General features: G+C 72.6%; 14 protein-coding genes. 13 read left to right on the top strand and 1 reads right to left on the bottom strand.

Annotated features, from left to right (window positions below; translation table 11 throughout):
- Positions 1 to 30 precede the first annotated feature (30 nt).
- The 13 genes from hisI (at position 31) to pyk (ending at position 15,738) form a co-directional block, all read left to right on the top strand.
- A complete protein-coding gene (gene hisI, locus CXY01_RS08340) occupies positions 31 to 432 on the top strand; it encodes a phosphoribosyl-AMP cyclohydrolase (protein WP_246125160.1) in 402 nt (133 codons plus the stop codon).
- Between the two features lie 35 nt (positions 433 to 467).
- Complete coding sequence (locus CXY01_RS08335) at positions 468 to 2,033, top strand: anthranilate synthase component I (RefSeq protein ID WP_146927063.1); 1,566 nt, start codon at positions 468 to 470, stop codon at positions 2,031 to 2,033.
- Between the two features lie 53 nt (positions 2,034 to 2,086).
- Positions 2,087 to 2,626, top strand: coding sequence for a Trp biosynthesis-associated membrane protein (locus tag CXY01_RS08330; RefSeq protein ID WP_246125158.1), 540 nt, complete (start codon positions 2,087 to 2,089; stop codon positions 2,624 to 2,626).
- Between the two features lie 80 nt (positions 2,627 to 2,706).
- Complete coding sequence (locus tag CXY01_RS08325; protein ID WP_146926963.1) at positions 2,707 to 3,012, top strand: HGxxPAAW family protein; 306 nt, start codon at positions 2,707 to 2,709, stop codon at positions 3,010 to 3,012.
- A 58-nt stretch (positions 3,013 to 3,070) separates the two neighbouring features.
- A complete protein-coding gene (locus tag CXY01_RS08320) occupies positions 3,071 to 3,598 on the top strand; it encodes a DUF4190 domain-containing protein (protein ID WP_146926962.1) in 528 nt (175 codons plus the stop codon).
- 1 nt (position 3,599) lies between these two features.
- On the top strand, positions 3,600 to 4,073 hold the full coding sequence (locus CXY01_RS08315) for a DUF2752 domain-containing protein (RefSeq protein WP_246125156.1): 474 nt from the start codon (positions 3,600 to 3,602) through the stop codon (positions 4,071 to 4,073).
- 133 nt (positions 4,074 to 4,206) lie between these two features.
- Positions 4,207 to 5,019 carry an indole-3-glycerol phosphate synthase TrpC gene (trpC, locus tag CXY01_RS08310; RefSeq protein WP_056028081.1) on the top strand — a complete coding sequence of 271 codons (813 nt, stop codon included), beginning with the start codon at positions 4,207 to 4,209 and terminating at the stop codon, positions 5,017 to 5,019.
- Between the two features lie 35 nt (positions 5,020 to 5,054).
- Positions 5,055 to 6,332, top strand: coding sequence for a tryptophan synthase subunit beta (gene trpB, locus CXY01_RS08305; protein WP_146927061.1), 1,278 nt, complete (start codon positions 5,055 to 5,057; stop codon positions 6,330 to 6,332).
- A complete protein-coding gene (trpA, locus tag CXY01_RS08300; RefSeq protein ID WP_146926960.1) occupies positions 6,329 to 7,150 on the top strand; it encodes a tryptophan synthase subunit alpha in 822 nt (273 codons plus the stop codon). The genes trpB and trpA overlap by 4 nt, the downstream gene beginning before the upstream one ends.
- Positions 7,147 to 8,028, top strand: coding sequence for a prolipoprotein diacylglyceryl transferase (gene lgt / locus CXY01_RS08295; protein WP_186813329.1), 882 nt, complete (start codon positions 7,147 to 7,149; stop codon positions 8,026 to 8,028). Before trpA ends, lgt begins: the two co-directional genes overlap by 4 nt.
- A gap of 151 nt (positions 8,029 to 8,179) precedes the next feature.
- Positions 8,180 to 12,745 carry a glutamate synthase large subunit gene (gene gltB, locus CXY01_RS08290; RefSeq protein WP_146926958.1) on the top strand — a complete coding sequence of 1,522 codons (4,566 nt, stop codon included), beginning with the start codon at positions 8,180 to 8,182 and terminating at the stop codon, positions 12,743 to 12,745.
- Positions 12,738 to 14,204: a glutamate synthase subunit beta gene (locus tag CXY01_RS08285; RefSeq protein WP_146926956.1), complete on the top strand. Its 1,467-nt coding sequence runs from the start codon at positions 12,738 to 12,740 to the stop codon at positions 14,202 to 14,204. The genes gltB and CXY01_RS08285 overlap by 8 nt, the downstream gene beginning before the upstream one ends.
- Before the next feature lie 97 nt (positions 14,205 to 14,301).
- The gene (gene pyk, locus CXY01_RS08280; protein WP_146926954.1) at positions 14,302 to 15,738 is read left to right on the top strand and encodes a pyruvate kinase; all 1,437 of its coding nucleotides are present in this window, start codon (positions 14,302 to 14,304) and stop codon (positions 15,736 to 15,738) included.
- Between the two features lie 78 nt (positions 15,739 to 15,816).
- On the opposite strand, the gene CXY01_RS08275 is transcribed toward pyk, so the two are convergent.
- On the bottom strand, positions 15,817 to 16,506 hold the full coding sequence (locus CXY01_RS08275; protein WP_146926952.1) for a hypothetical protein: 690 nt from the start codon (positions 16,504 to 16,506) through the stop codon (positions 15,817 to 15,819).
- Positions 16,507 to 16,608: the final 102 nt, after the last annotated feature.

Here is a 16,608-nt window from a genome sequence, read left to right as displayed (position 1 = left end):
CGGCCGGCTGGGCCGTGGCAGGATCGGGGCGTGTCCTCCAGCTCCCCGGCCCCCGTGCTCGATCCCGCCGTCGCCGACCGCCTCACACGCGACGCGCACGGCCTGGTGGCCGCGGTCGTGCAGCAGCACGACTCGCGCGAGGTGCTCATGCTCGGCTGGATGGACGACGAGGCCCTGCGGCGCACGCTGACCACCGGCCGCGTGGTGTTCTGGAGCCGCTCGCGCCAGGAGTACTGGCGCAAGGGCGACACGTCCGGCCACGCCCAGTACGTCAAGGCCGTGAGCATCGACTGCGACGGCGACGCCCTGCTGGTCGAGGTCGATCAGGTGGGCGCCGCCTGCCACACGGGTGCGCACACCTGCTTCGACGCCGGCGGTCCGCTGCCCGCGGTCGTCGGCACCCGCCCCACCGAGAACGGAGAGTCGTCGTGACCGCCCCTGCGCCCACGGTGCCCACGGTGCCCACGGTGCCCACGGAGAACCACGCCGACGTCCCTGTCGCCGAGGTCCCCTGGGGCGGCACGTGGCCGTCGCTCGACGCGTTCCGTGGCCTCGCGCGCGACCGCCGGGTGATCCCGGTCGTGCGCCGGCTCCTCGCGGACGGCGTGACCCCCGTCGGCCTGTACCGCTCGCTCGCCGCAGGGCGCCCGGGGACCTTCATCCTGGAGTCGGCCGAGGCGGCGGGCAGCTGGGACCGGTACTCGTTCGTCGGGGTCCGCTCCCGTGCCACGCTGACGGTCCGGGACGGGTCGGCCGTGTGGGTCGGCGACGTCCCGGTGGGTGTCCCGACCGAGGGTGACGCCCTCGACGTCCTCGAGCGCACCCTCGACGCGCTGCGCACGCCCGCGGTCGCCGGGCTGCCCCCGCTGACCGGCGGTCTGGTGGGCGCCCTGGGCTGGGACATCGTGCGGCACTGGGAGCCGACGCTCCCCGCGAACGCGCCCGACGAGCTGGGCGTGCCCGAGCTGACGCTCCTGCTGGCCACCGACCTCGCGGTGGTCGACCACCACGACGGGTCGGTCTGGCTCGTCGCCAACGCCATCAACTTCGACGACACGGACGAGCGGGTGGACGACGCGCACGCCGACGCGGTCGCGCGGATCGACGCGATGGAGGCGGCGCTGCTGCAGCCGGCCGAGTCCTCGGTGGCGGTCCTGGCGGACGTCGCGGAGCCCGAGCTGGCGTTCCGGTCCACCCGGCAGGCCTTCGAGGACGCCGTGCGCACCGGTCAGGAGGCGATCCGCGACGGCGACGTGTTCCAGGTCGTCCTCTCGCAGCGGCTGGACCTCGACTGCCCCGCGGAGCCCATCGACGTCTACCGCGTGCTGCGCACCATCAACCCGAGCCCGTACATGTACTACCTGCAGCTGCAGGACGCCGACGGTCACGACTTCGCCGTCGTGGGCTCCAGCCCGGAGACGCTGGTGAAGGTGACGTCCGGGCGCGTGGTGACCTTCCCCATCGCGGGGTCGCGTCCGCGCGGGGCAACACCGGACGAGGACCGCCGGCTCCAGGACGAGGTGCTGGCGGACCCCAAGGAACGGGCCGAGCACATCATGCTGGTCGACCTGTCCCGCAACGACCTGGTCAAGGTGTGCGAGCCGGCCAGCGTCGAGGTCGTCGAGTTCATGGCGGTCAAGCGCTACTCCCACATCATGCACATCTGCTCGACGGTCGTCGGGCGGCTCCGCGAGGGCGCCACCGCCCTCCAGACGCTCACCGCGACGTTCCCCGCCGGGACCCTCTCCGGGGCGCCGAAGCCGCGTGCGATCGCGCTCATCGACGAGATCGAGCCCGCCCGCCGCGGCATCTACGGCGGCACGGTCGGGTACTTCGACTTCGCCGGGGACATGGACATGGCCATCGCCATCCGCACGGCGCTGATCCGGGACGGCCGGGCGAGCGTCCAGGCCGGCGGTGGCATCGTGGCGGACTCCGTGCCCGCGCTGGAGTACGAGGAGTCGCGCAACAAGGCGGCCGCCGCCGTGCGGGCCGTGCAGGTCGCGTCCCGGCTGCGCCGAGCGGGCGCGTGACGGCCCAGCACAGCACCGAACGGCGCCGCCCGGGTCGAGGCCGAGCGGCCGGCGTGCTGCTCGTCCTGGCAGGGCTGACCGCGGTGGCCGCGGTGCCCACGTGGTTCACCACGACGGGCACGACCGCGCTCCAGGGCACCGTCACGGTGCGGGTCGCCGGGTCCGAGGTGGCGCCGGCGGTCCTGGCGGCCGCGGTCGCGATCCTGGCGGCCGTCGCGGCCGTCGGACTGGTCGGTCGGGCGGGCCGCTGGGTGGTGGCCGTGGTCGTCGTGGCGTGCGGCGTGCTCGTCGTGGCCACGACGCTCGGCGCGACGGCCGACCCCGTCGCCGCCGTCACGCCCGTGGTCGCCGAGCAGACCGGCGTCGGCACGCTCGCCGGGCCGGTCGTGACGAGCGTCTGGCCGTGGGTCGCGGTCGGTGCCGGTGTCCTCGACGCCGTGGCCGGTGCGTGGCTCGTGCGCGCGTCCCGGGCGTGGTCCGGGCCGTCTCGCCGGCACGAGCAGGCGCCCGCCGGCGGAGCGTCGTCGGTCGCCGCCGAGCCCGACGAGCGGTCCGACTGGGACGCGCTCAGCCGTGGCGACGACCCGTCCTGACGTGCGGCGCCGCGTGCCGGGCGGCATCCGGAGGGTCGGATAGGGTGAGCGCAGAACCGAGCACGAAGGGCACCCCACTGATGGCTGACAACACACTCGCGCACCGCGCACAGAACGCCACGCGGACCGAGGCGATGCACCTGCCGCCGACGGCCGCCCCGACGAACCACGGCAAGACGGTCGCCGCGTGGTTCACCACCTACGCGGTGGTCATCTCGTTCACGATCGCCGGACTCGGTGTCCTGTTCGCGGTCGTCTGGCTGGCCTGGGTGGGTGCCGCCCTCGTCGTGGCCAGCCTGATCATCGGCAAGATGCTGCAGGTCGCCGGGCACGGCCAGGGCGGCGAGAAGACGCGCGCCCGTCAGGCGCGCACCGGCGGGCACTGACCCGCACCAGCTCGACCGCCGCCCGGACCGGGCGCGCGCACGCGACCGAGGAGGACCGATGTCGACCCCCAACGAGCCGCAGAACCCGTACGGGAGCGGGGACCCGAAGGATCCCAGCGGAGCGCCGCAGGACCCGGGTGGGTCTCCGCAGTACCCCGCCGCCCCGCCGCCGTACCCCGGCGCCGGTGGTGCACCGCAGTACCCCGGTTCCACCGGGACGCCGCAGTACCCGTCCGCCGCGCCGTACGGCGCGGCACCCGGTGGTGGCTACGGCCAGCCGGGTCCGGGCTACGGGGCCGCGTACCCGAAGAACGGGCTGGCCGTGTGGTCGCTGGTGCTCGGCATCGTGTCGTTCGTCCTGGGCTGTGGCCTGTTCACCGGCATCCCGGCGGTGATCGTCGGCAACAACTCCAAGAAGGCCGTCGCGCGCGGCGAGGCGAACAACGGCGGCATGGCGACGGCCGGCGTGATCCTCGGCTGGATCGCGATCGTGCTGTCGGTGCTCAGCATCATCCTGTTCGCCGTGCTCTTCTCGAACGCCGACTTCCGGGACGCGTTCAACGAGGGCTACAACACGAACTACTGACGTGACGACCGTCGACGACGGTCCGCAGGCGCTGCCGACCGGCCCGCTCCCGTCCGACGCACCCGCGTCGGACGGGGCGGGCCGTCGTGCGTCGTTGACCGCACCCCTCGTCACGGGCGGCGTGGTCGTCCTCGCGACGGTCCTGCTCGCGGTCCGGGACCCGCACGTCGAGGGCAGCTACGGCGGGTGCCCGTCGTACCTGCTGCTGGGCGTGTGGTGCCCCGCGTGCGGTGGGTTGCGGGCGACGCACGACCTGGCGACCGGCGACCTGGCCGGGGCCTGGTCGATGAACCCGCTGTGGGTGCTCGCGGTGCCGGTGGTCGTCGTGCTGTGGGGTCGCTGGGTCGCCCGGGCGGCACGCGGTCGCCGTGCCGCGATCGCACCCACCTGGGCGGCCTGGTTGCTGCTCGTGGTCGTCGTCGGGTTCGGGGTGCTGCGCAACGTCCCCGCGCTGGCCCCGTGGCTGGCGCCGTGAGGCGTGCCGTCCCAGCCACCGGCCTGTGGTCGGGGTCACTCCGGGACCGTTCTACGATGGCTCACTGGACCGCCGCCTGGACCGTCGGCGCGCACGTGGTCCGGAACCGACCGGGGGAGAAGGTGAGTTCTCGATGACCGTCCTGGACGACATCGTCGCGGGAGTCAGGCAGGACCTTGCCGTCCGCGAGCAGGCGACCCCGCTCGCCGAGGTGAAGGAACGCGCTCGACGCCGCGAGTCCGCGATCGAGTGCGTCGGCCGGCTGCGCGCCGAGGACGCGGTCCGCGTGATCGCCGAGGTGAAGCGCTCGAGCCCGAGCAAGGGCGCCCTCGCCACCATCAAGGACCCCGCCGCGCTGGCGGCCGAGTACGAGAAGGGTGGCGCCGCCGTCATCTCGGTGCTCACCGAGGAGCGCCGGTTCCACGGCTCGCTGGCCGACCTCGACGCGGTCCGCGCCCGGGTGGACATCCCCGTGCTGCGCAAGGACTTCGTCGTCACGCCGTACCAGGTGTGGGAGGCCCGCGCCCACGGCGCCGACCTCGTGCTGCTCATCGTCGCGGCCCTGGAGCAGACGGTCCTCGAGTCGCTGGTCGAGCGCGTGCACTCCCTGGGCATGACCGCCCTGGTCGAGGTGCACGACGCCGAGGAGGTGTCCCGCGCAGCCGACGCGGGCGCCCGCGTGATCGGCGTCAACGCCCGCGACCTGCGCTCGCTCGAGGTGGACCGCACCACGTTCGCGCGGGTGGCACCGGCCATCCCGTCGCACATCGTCAAGATCGCCGAGTCCGGCGTGCGGGGTCCGCACGACGTCATGGACTACGCCCGTGCAGGTGCCGACGCCGTGCTCGTCGGCGAGGCGCTGGTCACGGACGACGCCCCGCGCGAGTCGGTCGCCGACCTCGTGGCGGCGGGCGCCCACCCGTCCCTGCGGGCGGTGCGCCAGTGACCGGTCGGCCGTCCGTCGAGGCCCTCTCGGAGAAGCTGCTCGAGGCCACGGCGGGTGGACCCCTGTCCACCCACGCCGGGCCGTACTTCGGCGAGTTCGGCGGCCGGTTCGTGCCCGAGGCGCTGATCGCGGCGCTCGACGAGCTGGACACCGAGTACCACAAGGCGTTGACGGACCCGGCGTTCGGGCGGGAGCTGGCGCGGCTGCACCGCACCTACACCGGCCGACCCAGTCCTCTCACGGAGGTGCGGCGGTTCGCGGAGCACGTCGCGCCGGGCGTGCGGGTGTTCCTCAAGCGCGAGGACCTGAACCACACGGGCTCGCACAAGATCAACAACGTGCTGGGGCAGGCACTCCTGGTCAAACGCATGGGCAAGACGCGCGTGATCGCGGAGACGGGCGCGGGCCAGCACGGCGTGGCGACCGCGACCGCGGCCGCGCTGCTCGACCTCGAGTGCGTCGTGTACATGGGCGAGGAGGACACCCGCCGGCAGGCGCTCAACGTCGCCCGCATGCGGCTGCTCGGCGCCGAGGTGATCCCCGTGACCATCGGGACGCGGACGCTCAAGGACGCGATCAACGAGGCGCTGCGCGACTGGGTGGCCAACGTCGAGACGACGCACTACCTGCTCGGCACCGTCACGGGGCCGCACCCGTTCCCCGAGATGGTGCGCGACTTCCACAAGATCATCGGCGAGGAGGCCAGGGCGCAGCTCCTCGAGGAGATCGGGCGGCTGCCCGACGCGGTCGCCGCGTGCGTGGGCGGCGGGTCGAACGCGATGGGCATCTTCAACGCGTTCCTCGACGACCCGGGCGTCCGGCTCTTCGGCTTCGAGGCGGGCGGCGCGGGGATCTCCTCGGGTCGGCACGCCGCGCGGTTCTCGGGTGGGCAGCCCGGTGTGCTGCACGGCGCCAAGTCCTACCTCCTGCAGGACGAGGACGGGCAGACGCTGCCGAGCCACTCGGTGTCGGCCGGGCTGGACTACCCGAGCGTCGGGCCGGAGCACGCCTGGCTGCACGACATCGGGCGCGCGGACTACCGGCCCGTGACCGACGCCGAGGCCATGGAGGCGTTCCGTCTGCTCTGCCGGACCGAGGGGATCATCCCCGCCATCGAGTCCGCGCACGCCCTCGCCGGCGCCATCCAGCTCGGTGCGGAGCTCGTCGGCTGGACCGGTGACGACGGTCACGAGCCGGTGCTGCTGGTCAACCTGTCGGGACGCGGGGACAAGGACGTGGCCACCGCCGCGGCGTGGTTCGACCTGATCGAGGACGAGCCCGTGGTGCTGGCGGACCAAGGAGAGCAGCTGTGAGTACCGTGGCGGTCCGGTCCCAGGTCGGGGAGCACCTCGACGGCCTCGGTCGCTCGGCGCTCATCGGCTACCTCCCGGTGGGCTACCCGTCGGTCGACGGGTCGGTCGAGGCCGTCCGCACGATGATCGACGCCGGCGCGGACGTGGTCGAGCTCGGTGTGCCGTACAGCGACCCGGTGATGGACGGACCGACCATCCAGCGCGCGGTCGACGCCGCGCTGGCGGGTGGGACCCGGGTCGGCGACACGATCCGCGCGGTCGAGCAGGTGGCCGGGCGCGGCGCCCCCGTCCTCGTCATGACCTACTGGAACCTGGTGCTGCGCTACGGGGTCGACGCGTTCGCGCGGGACCTCGCCGCGGCCGGTGGGGCGGGGCTGATCACGCCGGACCTCATCCCCGACGAGGCGGGCGACTGGATCGCCGCTTCGGACGCGCACGGCCTGGACCGCGTGTTCCTCGTCGCACCCAGCTCGACGCCTGAGCGTCTGGCCTCCACGGCGGCCGCGTCGCGCGGCTTCGTGTACGCCGCGTCCACCATGGGCGTCACGGGTGAGCGCGCGACGGTCGGCAACCGCGCGGCGGAGCTCGTCGCGGACACCCGGGCGGCCGGCGCCGCACGCGTCTGCGTCGGCCTCGGCGTCTCGCGTCCCGAGCAGGCCGCCGAGGTCGCCGGGTACGCGGACGGCGTCATCGTCGGCTCGGCCCTGGTGCGTGCGCTGCTCGACGCGCCCGACGCCGCCGCCGGTCGTGCCGCGCTGGCGCAGGTGACCTCGGACCTCGCCGACGGCGTGCGGTCCGCCGCCCGGAGCGCCCGGTGAGCGCGCTGCTGCCGCTGGCGATCCCCAGCCCGTCGACGGGTGTCTGGCACCTCGGACCCTTCCCGCTGCGCGCCTACGCGTTCGCGATCCTGCTCGGGATCGTGGCCGCGCTGTGGCTGACCCGCCGCCGCTGGATCGAGCGCGGCGGGGACCCGGACACCACGCTGGAGATCGCCTTCTGGGCCGTGCCGTTCGGCATCGTCGGCGGGCGGATCTACCACGTCATCACCTCGCCGGACGCGTACTTCGGCGTCGGCGGGGAGCCCATCCGTGCGCTGTACATCTGGGAGGGCGGCCTCGGCATCTGGGGGGCGGTCGCGTTCGGTGCGGTCGGTGCCTGGATCGGGTGCCGTCGCCAGGGTGTGCGGCTCCCACCGTGGGCGGACGCCCTGGCCCCGGGCCTGCTCGTGGCCCAGGCCATCGGCCGGCTCGGCAACTGGTTCAACCAGGAGCTGTTCGGCAGCCCGACGACGCTGCCCTGGGGGCTGCGCATCGACGCGGCGCACATGCCCGTCGGGGACCCCGCCGGCACGCTGTACCACCCGACGTTCCTCTACGAGATGGTGTGGAACCTCGCGGGTGCCGCGCTGCTGATCTGGCTCGACCGCAAGCTGCAGCTCGGCTACGGCCGCGTCTTCCTGCTCTACGTCGTGATCTACACCAGCGGGCGGCTCTGGATCGAGATGCTCCGCATCGACCCGGCGCACGAGTTCCTGGGCCTGCGGATCAACGTCTGGACGTCGATCATCGTCGGCCTCGGAGCGCTGGTAGCGTTCATCGTGGTCGGGCGCCGGCACCCAGGACGTGACACGACCCTCCTGCTGGCACCCCCCACCGCGCAGGACGACGAGGAGATCGCGACCGATTCCGCCCGCTGACCCGCGGGCGAGCGGTCACCCTGCTCCACACACCGATGCGGGCGGTCCATCCACCGCGCTGTATCGTCACCATGACTGGGCCGACGACGTCCCCGTTCCCCCCTTGTTCGTGCAATTCCCCGACCCGTCGGGGACCGTGAGGACGGTGCAGATGTCGACGTCGCCCGCGAGCCTTGGCGCAGTACGCGCGCCGCTGCCGCAGGGTCTCTACGACCCCGCTGCCGAGCACGACGCGTGCGGATTCGCCTTCGTCGCCACGCTGCGCGGCACCCCCGGTCGGGACATCGTCGACGCGGGACTGACCGCGCTGCTCAACCTCGACCACCGCGGCGCCGTGGGCGCCGAGGAGGACAGCGGCGACGGTGCCGGCATCCTCACGCAGATCCCCGACGCGTTCCTGCGGGACGTGGTGGACGCCGAGCTCCCGCCGGCCGGGTTCTACGCGATCGGCATGGCGTTCCTCCCGGTCGACGAGACCGAGCAGCGCCTGGCCGTCGCGGCGCTCGAGTCGATCGCCGCCGAGGAGAAGCTCGACGTCCTCGCGTGGCGGGAGGTCGTGGTGACCGCCGACCTCGTGGGCCCCACCGCCCGCGCCTCCATGCCGGTGTTCCGCCAGCTGGTCGTCGCCGACCCGTCGCGCGAGCTCTCGGGCATCGATTTGGACCGGCGCGCGTACCGGCTGCGCAAGCGGGCCGAGCGGGAGCACGGCCTGTACTTCGCGTCGCTGTCCGCCCGCACGATCGCGTACAAGGGCATGCTCACCACCGGACAGCTGGAGCCGTTCTTCGCGGACCTGTCCGACCCGCGGTACGCCTCCGAGATCGCGCTGGTGCACTCGCGCTTCTCCACCAACACGTTCCCGTCGTGGCCGCTGGCGCAGCCCTTCCGGATGATCGCGCACAACGGTGAGATCAACACGGTCCGCGGCAACCGCAACTGGATGGCCGCCCGCGAGGGCACGCTGGCCAGCGACGAGCTGGGCGACCTGACGCCGCTGCTGCCGGTCTGCACCCCGGGCGGCTCGGACTCGGGCAGCTTCGACGAGGTGCTCGAGCTGCTGCACCTGTCGGGGCGGACCCTGCCGCACGCGGTCATGATGATGATCCCGGAGGCGTGGGAGAACCACGCCCAGATGGAGCCGTCGCGCCGCGCGTTCTACGAGTACCACTCGACGCTCATGGAGCCGTGGGACGGCCCCGCGGCGATCACGTTCACCGACGGCACCCTGATCGGCTCGGTCCAGGACCGCAACGGGCTGCGTCCCGGCCGGTACTGGGTCACCGAGGACGGGCTGGTCGTCTGCGCGTCCGAGGCCGGCGTGCTGGACATCGACCCCGCGACGATCGTCGCCAAGGGCCGCCTGGAGCCGGGCCGCATGTTCCTGGTGGACACCGGCAAGGGCCGGATCATCGACGACCAGGAGATCAAGTCCTCCCTGGCGGCGCAGCGTCCGTACGCCGAGTGGGTGCGCGACAACTCCGTGTTCCTGCAGCAGCTGCCCGAGCGCGAGCACGTCGCGCACTCGGCGGCCTCGGTGCGTCGTCGCCAGCGCGCGTTCGGGTACACCGAGGAGGAGCTCAAGATCCTGCTCAGCCCGATGGCGGCCGCCGGCGCGGAGCCGCTGGGTGCGATGGGCTCGGACACGCCGGTCGCGGTCCTCTCGACGCGTCCGCGGATGCTCTTCGACTACTTCACGCAGATGTTCGCGCAGGTGACCAACCCGCCGCTGGACGCGATCCGCGAGGAGCTGGTGACCGCGATCGGCGGGGCCATCGGCCCGGAGCCCAACCTGCTCGAGGACGGCCCGGGGCACGCGCGCAAGCTGATCCTGCCGTTCCCGGTGATCGACAACGACCAGCTGGCCAAGATCGTGCACGTCGCCAAGGAGCCGTCGCTGGGCTTCCGGTCGGTCACCATCCGCGGCCTGTACAAGGTCGACGGCGGGGGAGCGGCGCTCGAGGCGCGGCTCGAGGAGATCTTCGCCGAGGTCGACGCCGCCGTCGCCGACGGTGTGAGCTTCCTCGTGCTGTCGGACCGCAACTCCGACGCCGACCTGGCGCCCATCCCGTCGCTGCTGCTGCTGTCCGCCGTGCACCACCACACGCTGCGCCGGCACACCCGCACGCAGATCTCGCTCGTCGTCGAGGCCGGTGACGTGCGCGAGGTGCACCACGTCGCGCTGCTCATCGGCTACGGCGCCGCCGCGGTGAACCCGTACCTGGCCATGGAGACCGTGGAGGACCTCGCGCGCAACGGGTACCTGCCCGGCGTGGACCCGGAGAAGGCGGTCGCGCACCTGATCAAGGCGCTCGGCAAGGGCGTCCTCAAGGTGATGTCGAAGATGGGCATCTCGACGATCGCGTCCTACCGCGGTGCGCAGGTGTTCGAGGCCATCGGGCTGTCGCAGCCGCTGGTCGACAAGTACTTCACCGGCACCACGAGCCGCCTGGGCGGCATCGGGCTGGACGTGATCGCGGCCGAGGTCGCCGCACGCCACGCCGACGCCTACCCGGCCAGCGGCAACCGGCAGGCCCACCTGCGGCTCGCGGTCGGCGGGGAGTACCAGTGGCGCCGCGACGGCGAGGACCACCTGTTCGACCCCGAGACGGTCTTCCGGCTGCAGCACTCCACCCGGACGCGACAGTTCGACGTCTTCCAGCAGTACACCTCGCGGGTGGACGAGCAGGCGTCGCGTCTGATGACGCTGCGCGGCCTGCTGGCGTTCAAGGAGGGCGAGCGCCCGCCCGTCCCGCTGGACGAGGTCGAGCCGGTCAGCGAGATCGTCAAGCGGTTCAACACGGGCGCCATGTCGTACGGCTCGATCTCCGTCGAGGCGCACGAGACCCTCGCGGTCGCGATGAACAGCATCGGCGGCAAGTCGAACACCGGCGAGGGCGGCGAGGACCCGGAGCGGCTGCACGACCCGGTGCGGCGCTCCGCGATCAAGCAGATCGCGTCGGGCCGGTTCGGCGTCACCAGCGAGTACCTGACCAACGCCGACGACATCCAGATCAAGCTCGCCCAGGGCGCCAAGCCCGGCGAGGGCGGTCAGCTGCCCGGCAACAAGGTGTACCCGTGGATCGGGCGGACGCGGCACTCGACGCCCGGCGTCGGCCTCATCTCGCCGCCGCCGCACCACGACATCTACTCGATCGAGGACCTGGCGCAGCTGATCCACGACGCCAAGAACGCGAACCCGAGCGCACGGATCCACACGAAGCTCGTCAGCGAGTTCGGGGTCGGCACCATCGCGGCGGGTGTCGCCAAGGCGCACTCCGACGTCGTGCTCATCTCGGGTCACGACGGCGGCACCGGGGCGAGCCCGCTGACGTCGCTCAAGCACGCGGGCACGCCGTGGGAGATCGGCCTGGCGGAGACGCAGCAGACCCTCGTGCTGAACAACCTGCGCGACCGCGTGGTCGTGCAGGTGGACGGCCAGCTCAAGACCGGCCGCGACGTCGTGATCGGTGCGCTGCTCGGTGCCGAGGAGTTCGGGTTCGCCACCGCACCGCTGGTGGTCTCGGGCTGCATCATGATGCGCGTCTGCCACCTCGACACCTGTCCCGTGGGCGTCGCGACGCAGAACCCGGAGCTGCGCGCGCGCTTCACCGGCAAGCCCGAGTTCGTCGTGACCTTCATGGAGTTCGTGGCCGAGGAGGTCCGGGCGCTGCTCGCCCAGCTGGGCTTCCGCACGCTGCTCGAGGCCGTCGGGCACGTCGAGCTGCTGGACACCCGCGCGGCGATCGACCACTGGAAGGCCGCGGGCCTGGACCTCGCACCGGTGCTCGCCGTCCCGTCGCCGGTCCCCGGCACCGAGCTGCACCACACCAAGGACCAGGACCACGGTCTCGACCGCGCCCTCGACAACCGCCTGATCGCGCTGGCCGGCGACGCGCTGGAGCGCAGCGAGCCGGTCCGGATCGACCTGCCGGTGCGCAACGTCAACCGGACCGTCGGCACCATGCTCGGCCACGAGGTGACCAAGCGCTTCGGCGGGACGGGGCTGCCGGACGACACGATCGACGTCACGCTCACGGGGTCCGCCGGGCAGTCGTTCGGGGCGTTCCTGCCCCGCGGCATCACGCTGCGGCTGTTCGGTGACGCCAACGACTACGTCGGCAAGGGCCTGTCGGGCGGGCGCATCGTGGTGCGGCCGGACCGCAACGCCGCCCTCTCGAGCGAGCACAACGTCGTGGCGGGCAACGTCATCGGCTACGGCGCGACCACCGGGCAGATCTTCCTGCGCGGGCTCGTCGGCGAGCGGTTCGGCGTCCGGAACTCCGGCGCGACGCTGGTCGTCGAGGGCGTGGGTGACCACGGCTGCGAGTACATGACCGGTGGCACCGTCCTGGTGCTGGGCCGCACGGGCCGCAACTTCGGCGCCGGCATGTCGGGCGGCACGGCCTACGTGCTCGACCTGGTGCCGGCGCTGGTGAACACCGACGCCGTCCGGACCAACGAGCTCGCGCTCGACCCGCTCGACGACGAGGACGCCGCGCTGGTGCAGTCCCTCCTGCGCGCGCACCACGAGGAGACCGGTTCGCCGGTCGCCGCCCAGCTGCTCGAGGACTTCGCCTCGACCCGGGCGCGGTTCACGCGCCTGCTGCCCACCGAGTACGCCCGCGTCCGCCGTGCGCTCGCGCAGGCCGAGGCCGACGGCCTCGACCCTGCCGCGCCCGGCGTGTGGGACCAGATCCTGGAGGTGGCCCGTGGCTGACCCCCGCGGCTTCCTGAAGGTGCGGGACCGTGAGCTCCCGCCCAACCGCCCCGTCGAGGTCCGGCTCCGTGACTGGAAGGACGTCCACGAGCACCTGCAGGACGGCCAGCCGTACCTCAAGGAGCAGGCCGGGCGCTGCATGGACTGCGGCATCCCGTTCTGCCACAACGGCTGCCCGCTCGGGAACCTCATCCCGGAGTGGAACGACCTGGTGTGGCGTGGGCAGTGGTCGGACGCCATCGACCGGCTGCACGCGACGAACAACTTCCCCGAGTTCACCGGGCGGATCTGCCCGGCGCCGTGCGAGTCGAGCTGCGTGCTGGGCATCAACCAGCCGCCGGTGACGATCAAGAACGTCGAGGTCTCGATCATCGACGAGGCGTACGAGCGGGGCTACGTGACCCCGCAGGTCCCGCAGCGGCTCACCGGCCACACGGTCGCGGTCGTCGGTTCCGGTCCGGCCGGCCTGGCCGCCGCGCAGCAGCTGACGCGGGCCGGGCACACGGTCGCGGTGTACGAGCGCGACGACGCCATCGGCGGGCTCCTGCGCTACGGCGTGCCGGACTTCAAGCTCGAGAAGATCCACATCGACCGCCGCCTCGCGCAGATGGAGGCCGAGGGCACCCGGTTCCGCCCGGGCGTCGAGGTCGGTCGGGACGTGACGTGGCCGCAGCTGCAGGCGCGCTACGACGCGATCGTCGTCGCCACCGGTGCCACCGTCCCGCGCGAGCTGCGGGTGCCGGGCAAGGAGCTGAGCGGCGTGCACGTCGCCATGGACTTCCTGCACCAGGCCAACGCGGTCGCCGCGGGCAAGCCGGTGGCCGACCAGATCACCGCCACGGGCAAGCACGTCATCATCATCGGCGGCGGCGACACCGGTTCGGACTGCCTCGGTACCGCGCTCCGACAGGGTGCGGCGTCGGTGACCACGCTGGCCATCGGCAAGCGCCCGCCGCTCGAGCGTCCCGAGCACCAGCCGTGGCCCACGGACCCGATCCTGTTCGAGGTCTCGTCCTCGCACGCCGAGGGGGGCGAGCGCGACTACCTCGCCTCGACCGTGGAGTTCGTCGGTGACGAGTCCGGGGCCGTGCGCTCGCTGACCCTGGCGAGGACCGAGTACCTGTCCGACGGTCGTCGCGTGCCCACGCCGGGCACGGAGCGCGAGATCCCGGCGGACCTGGTCCTGGTCGCGATGGGCTTCACCGGCCCCGAGGTGGACCCGCTCACCGAGCAGATCGGCATCGAGCTGACGTCCCGGGGGCTCGTCGCCCGCACCGACGACTACGCCACGACGGTCCCCGGCGTGTTCGTCGCGGGGGACGCCGGCCGTGGGCAGTCGCTGATCGTGTGGGCGATCGCCGAGGGCCGTGCCGCGGCGGCGGCCGTCGACACCTACCTCTCGGGCAGCACGGAGCTGCCGTCCCCCGTCACCGCCAGCACCGTGGCGCTGCGCCCCTGAACCCCCCTTGACCGATGGGTCCTGCACCGTCCGACCGCGCTGGTCGGACGGGACCTGCGGTCCGACCATGGAACAACGGAAGGCATAGGCTCGCTTCATGCGTAGAGCAAAGATCGTCTGCACCATCGGCCCCGCCACGGAGTCTGCGGAGCAGATCCAGGCCCTCGTCGACGCCGGGATGGACGTGGCACGGCTCAACCGCAGCCACGGCGACACCGAGGTCCACAAGCGCGTGTACGACAACGTCCGCGCAGCCGCCCAGGCGTCCGGACGGTCCGTCGCGGTCCTCGTCGACCTGCAGGGTCCGAAGATCCGCCTCGGCCGGTTCGTCGACGGCAAGCACGACCTGGCCGTCGGTGACACCTTCACCATCACGACCGACGACGTCGAGGGCACCAAGGAGCTCGTCTCCACGACCCACAAGGGGCTCACCGACGACGCGCGGGTCGGCGACCCGATCCTCATCGACGACGGCAAGGTCCTGGTCCGCGTGACCGCCGTCGAGGGCTCGCGCGTGGTGACCCGCGTCGAGGTCCCCGGCACCGTGTCCAACAACAAGGGCCTCAACCTGCCGGGCGTGGCCGTCTCCGTCCCCGCGATGAGCGACAAGGACGCGGAGGACCTGCGCTGGGCCCTCAACGTCGGCGCGGACATCATCGCCCTGTCGTTCGTCCGCTCCGCCGCGGACTACGACGACGTGCGCCGGATCATGGAGGAGGAGAACCGGGTCGTCCCGGTCATCGCCAAGATCGAGAAGCCGCAGGCCGTCGAGAACCTCCCCGAGATCATCGCGGCGTTCGACGGCATCATGGTGGCCCGCGGGGACCTGGGCGTCGAGCTGCCGCTCGAGCAGGTGCCGCTGGTGCAGAAGCGCGCGGTCGAGCTGGCCCGTCGCAACGCGAAGCCGGTCATCGTGGCCACGCAGGTGCTCGAGTCCATGACGACCAACCCGCGGCCCACCCGCGCCGAGACCTCGGACTGCGCCAACGCGGTGCTCGACGGTGCCGACGCGGTCATGCTGTCGGGCGAGACGAGCGTCGGGGACTACCCGATCGAGACCGTGCGCACCATGGCGCGGATCATCGAGGCGACCGAGGAGCTGGGCCGTGAGCGCATCGCGCCCCTGGGCTCGACGCCGCACACCCGTGGTGGGGCGATCACCCGCGCGGCCGCGGAGATCGGCGAGACGCTCGACGTCAAGTACCTGGTGACGTTCACGCAGTCGGGTGACTCCGCCCGCCGCATGTCGCGCCTGCGCTCGGAGATCCCGCTGCTGGCGTTCACGCCGGTCGACGACGTGCGCAACGTCCTGTCGCTCAGCTGGGGCGTCCAGACGTACCGCGTGCCGTCGGTCGAGAACACCGACGCGATGGTCAGCCAGGTGGACTCCACGCTGCGCGCCAACGGTCTGGCGGAGGTCGGCGACTACGTGGTCGTCGTCGCCGGTGCGCCGGTGGGCGTCGTCGGCTCGACCAACTCGATCGTCGTGCACAAGATCGGTGACGAGGAGAACGCGAGCGGCCGCGTCGCCTGACGCTCTCCCGTCGTCGTACGACCCGTTCGGCCCCGCGCCCTGCCGCGGGGCCGAACGTCGTCCGGGGGTGTGTGCGGCTCAGACCTGGACGGGGAACGTGAGCACGACGCCGACGGTGGCGAGCAGGACGACACCGCCGATCGCGATCATCGCGGTGCGCCGGCGGGGGGAGCCCAGCTTGGAACCGATGCCGGAGAAGAAGAGCACGGACGCGCACATGACGGTGGCCAGCACGTAGCTGTCCTTGCGCTCGATGGCGATCCGCGCCTCGGCCGCGGACCGCTCGGACGCCTTGTCCAGCCGGACCGACTCGGTGGTCGACGCCAGCACGTACTCGTCCATCGCGAAGGGACTGGGAGGCGCGCCTGGGTCGGTCAGCGGGTCCTCGGCCAGCCAGGCGTGCACCGCGGGCGTGAACTCGGGCCGGAACCGCTCGAACAGGAACCCGGAGTACTGCTCGGGGTCGGGCACGTACGGCTCGGGCAGGATCGCGTCGCCCTCCTCGTGCAGGGCGGCGAGCCAGTCGGTGAAGAGCATCACGTCGATGGTCGTCTGCTGGCCGGCGAGGGTCGCGGCCTGGTTGGACTGGGCCCGCTCGCGCGCGGCCGTGCTGTAGGCGATCGCCTGGACGCCGCCCCACTGGCTGCTCTGGAACGCCGACCAGGCCGTCACCACGGTCGCCACGGCCAGCAGGATCGTCGCGACGAGGTCGAGGTGGCGGTACCAGCCGGACTCCGTGACGCGCCCGGGCTCAGCCGTCTCGCCCACTGCCCACCCCCTCGGTCTCCGGCAGCGTAGCGCCTGGTCCGTAGCGCGGACGGGCACGTTGGTGGTACCTCTTGGGTCCAGTCCGCCGGACGAGAGTGCCGG

The sequence above is a fragment of the Cellulomonas xylanilytica genome (assembly GCF_007989805.1).
GTDB classification, from domain to species: domain Bacteria; phylum Actinomycetota; class Actinomycetes; order Actinomycetales; family Cellulomonadaceae; genus Cellulomonas; species Cellulomonas xylanilytica.
This window is presented reverse-complemented; position numbering and strand designations above follow the sequence as displayed.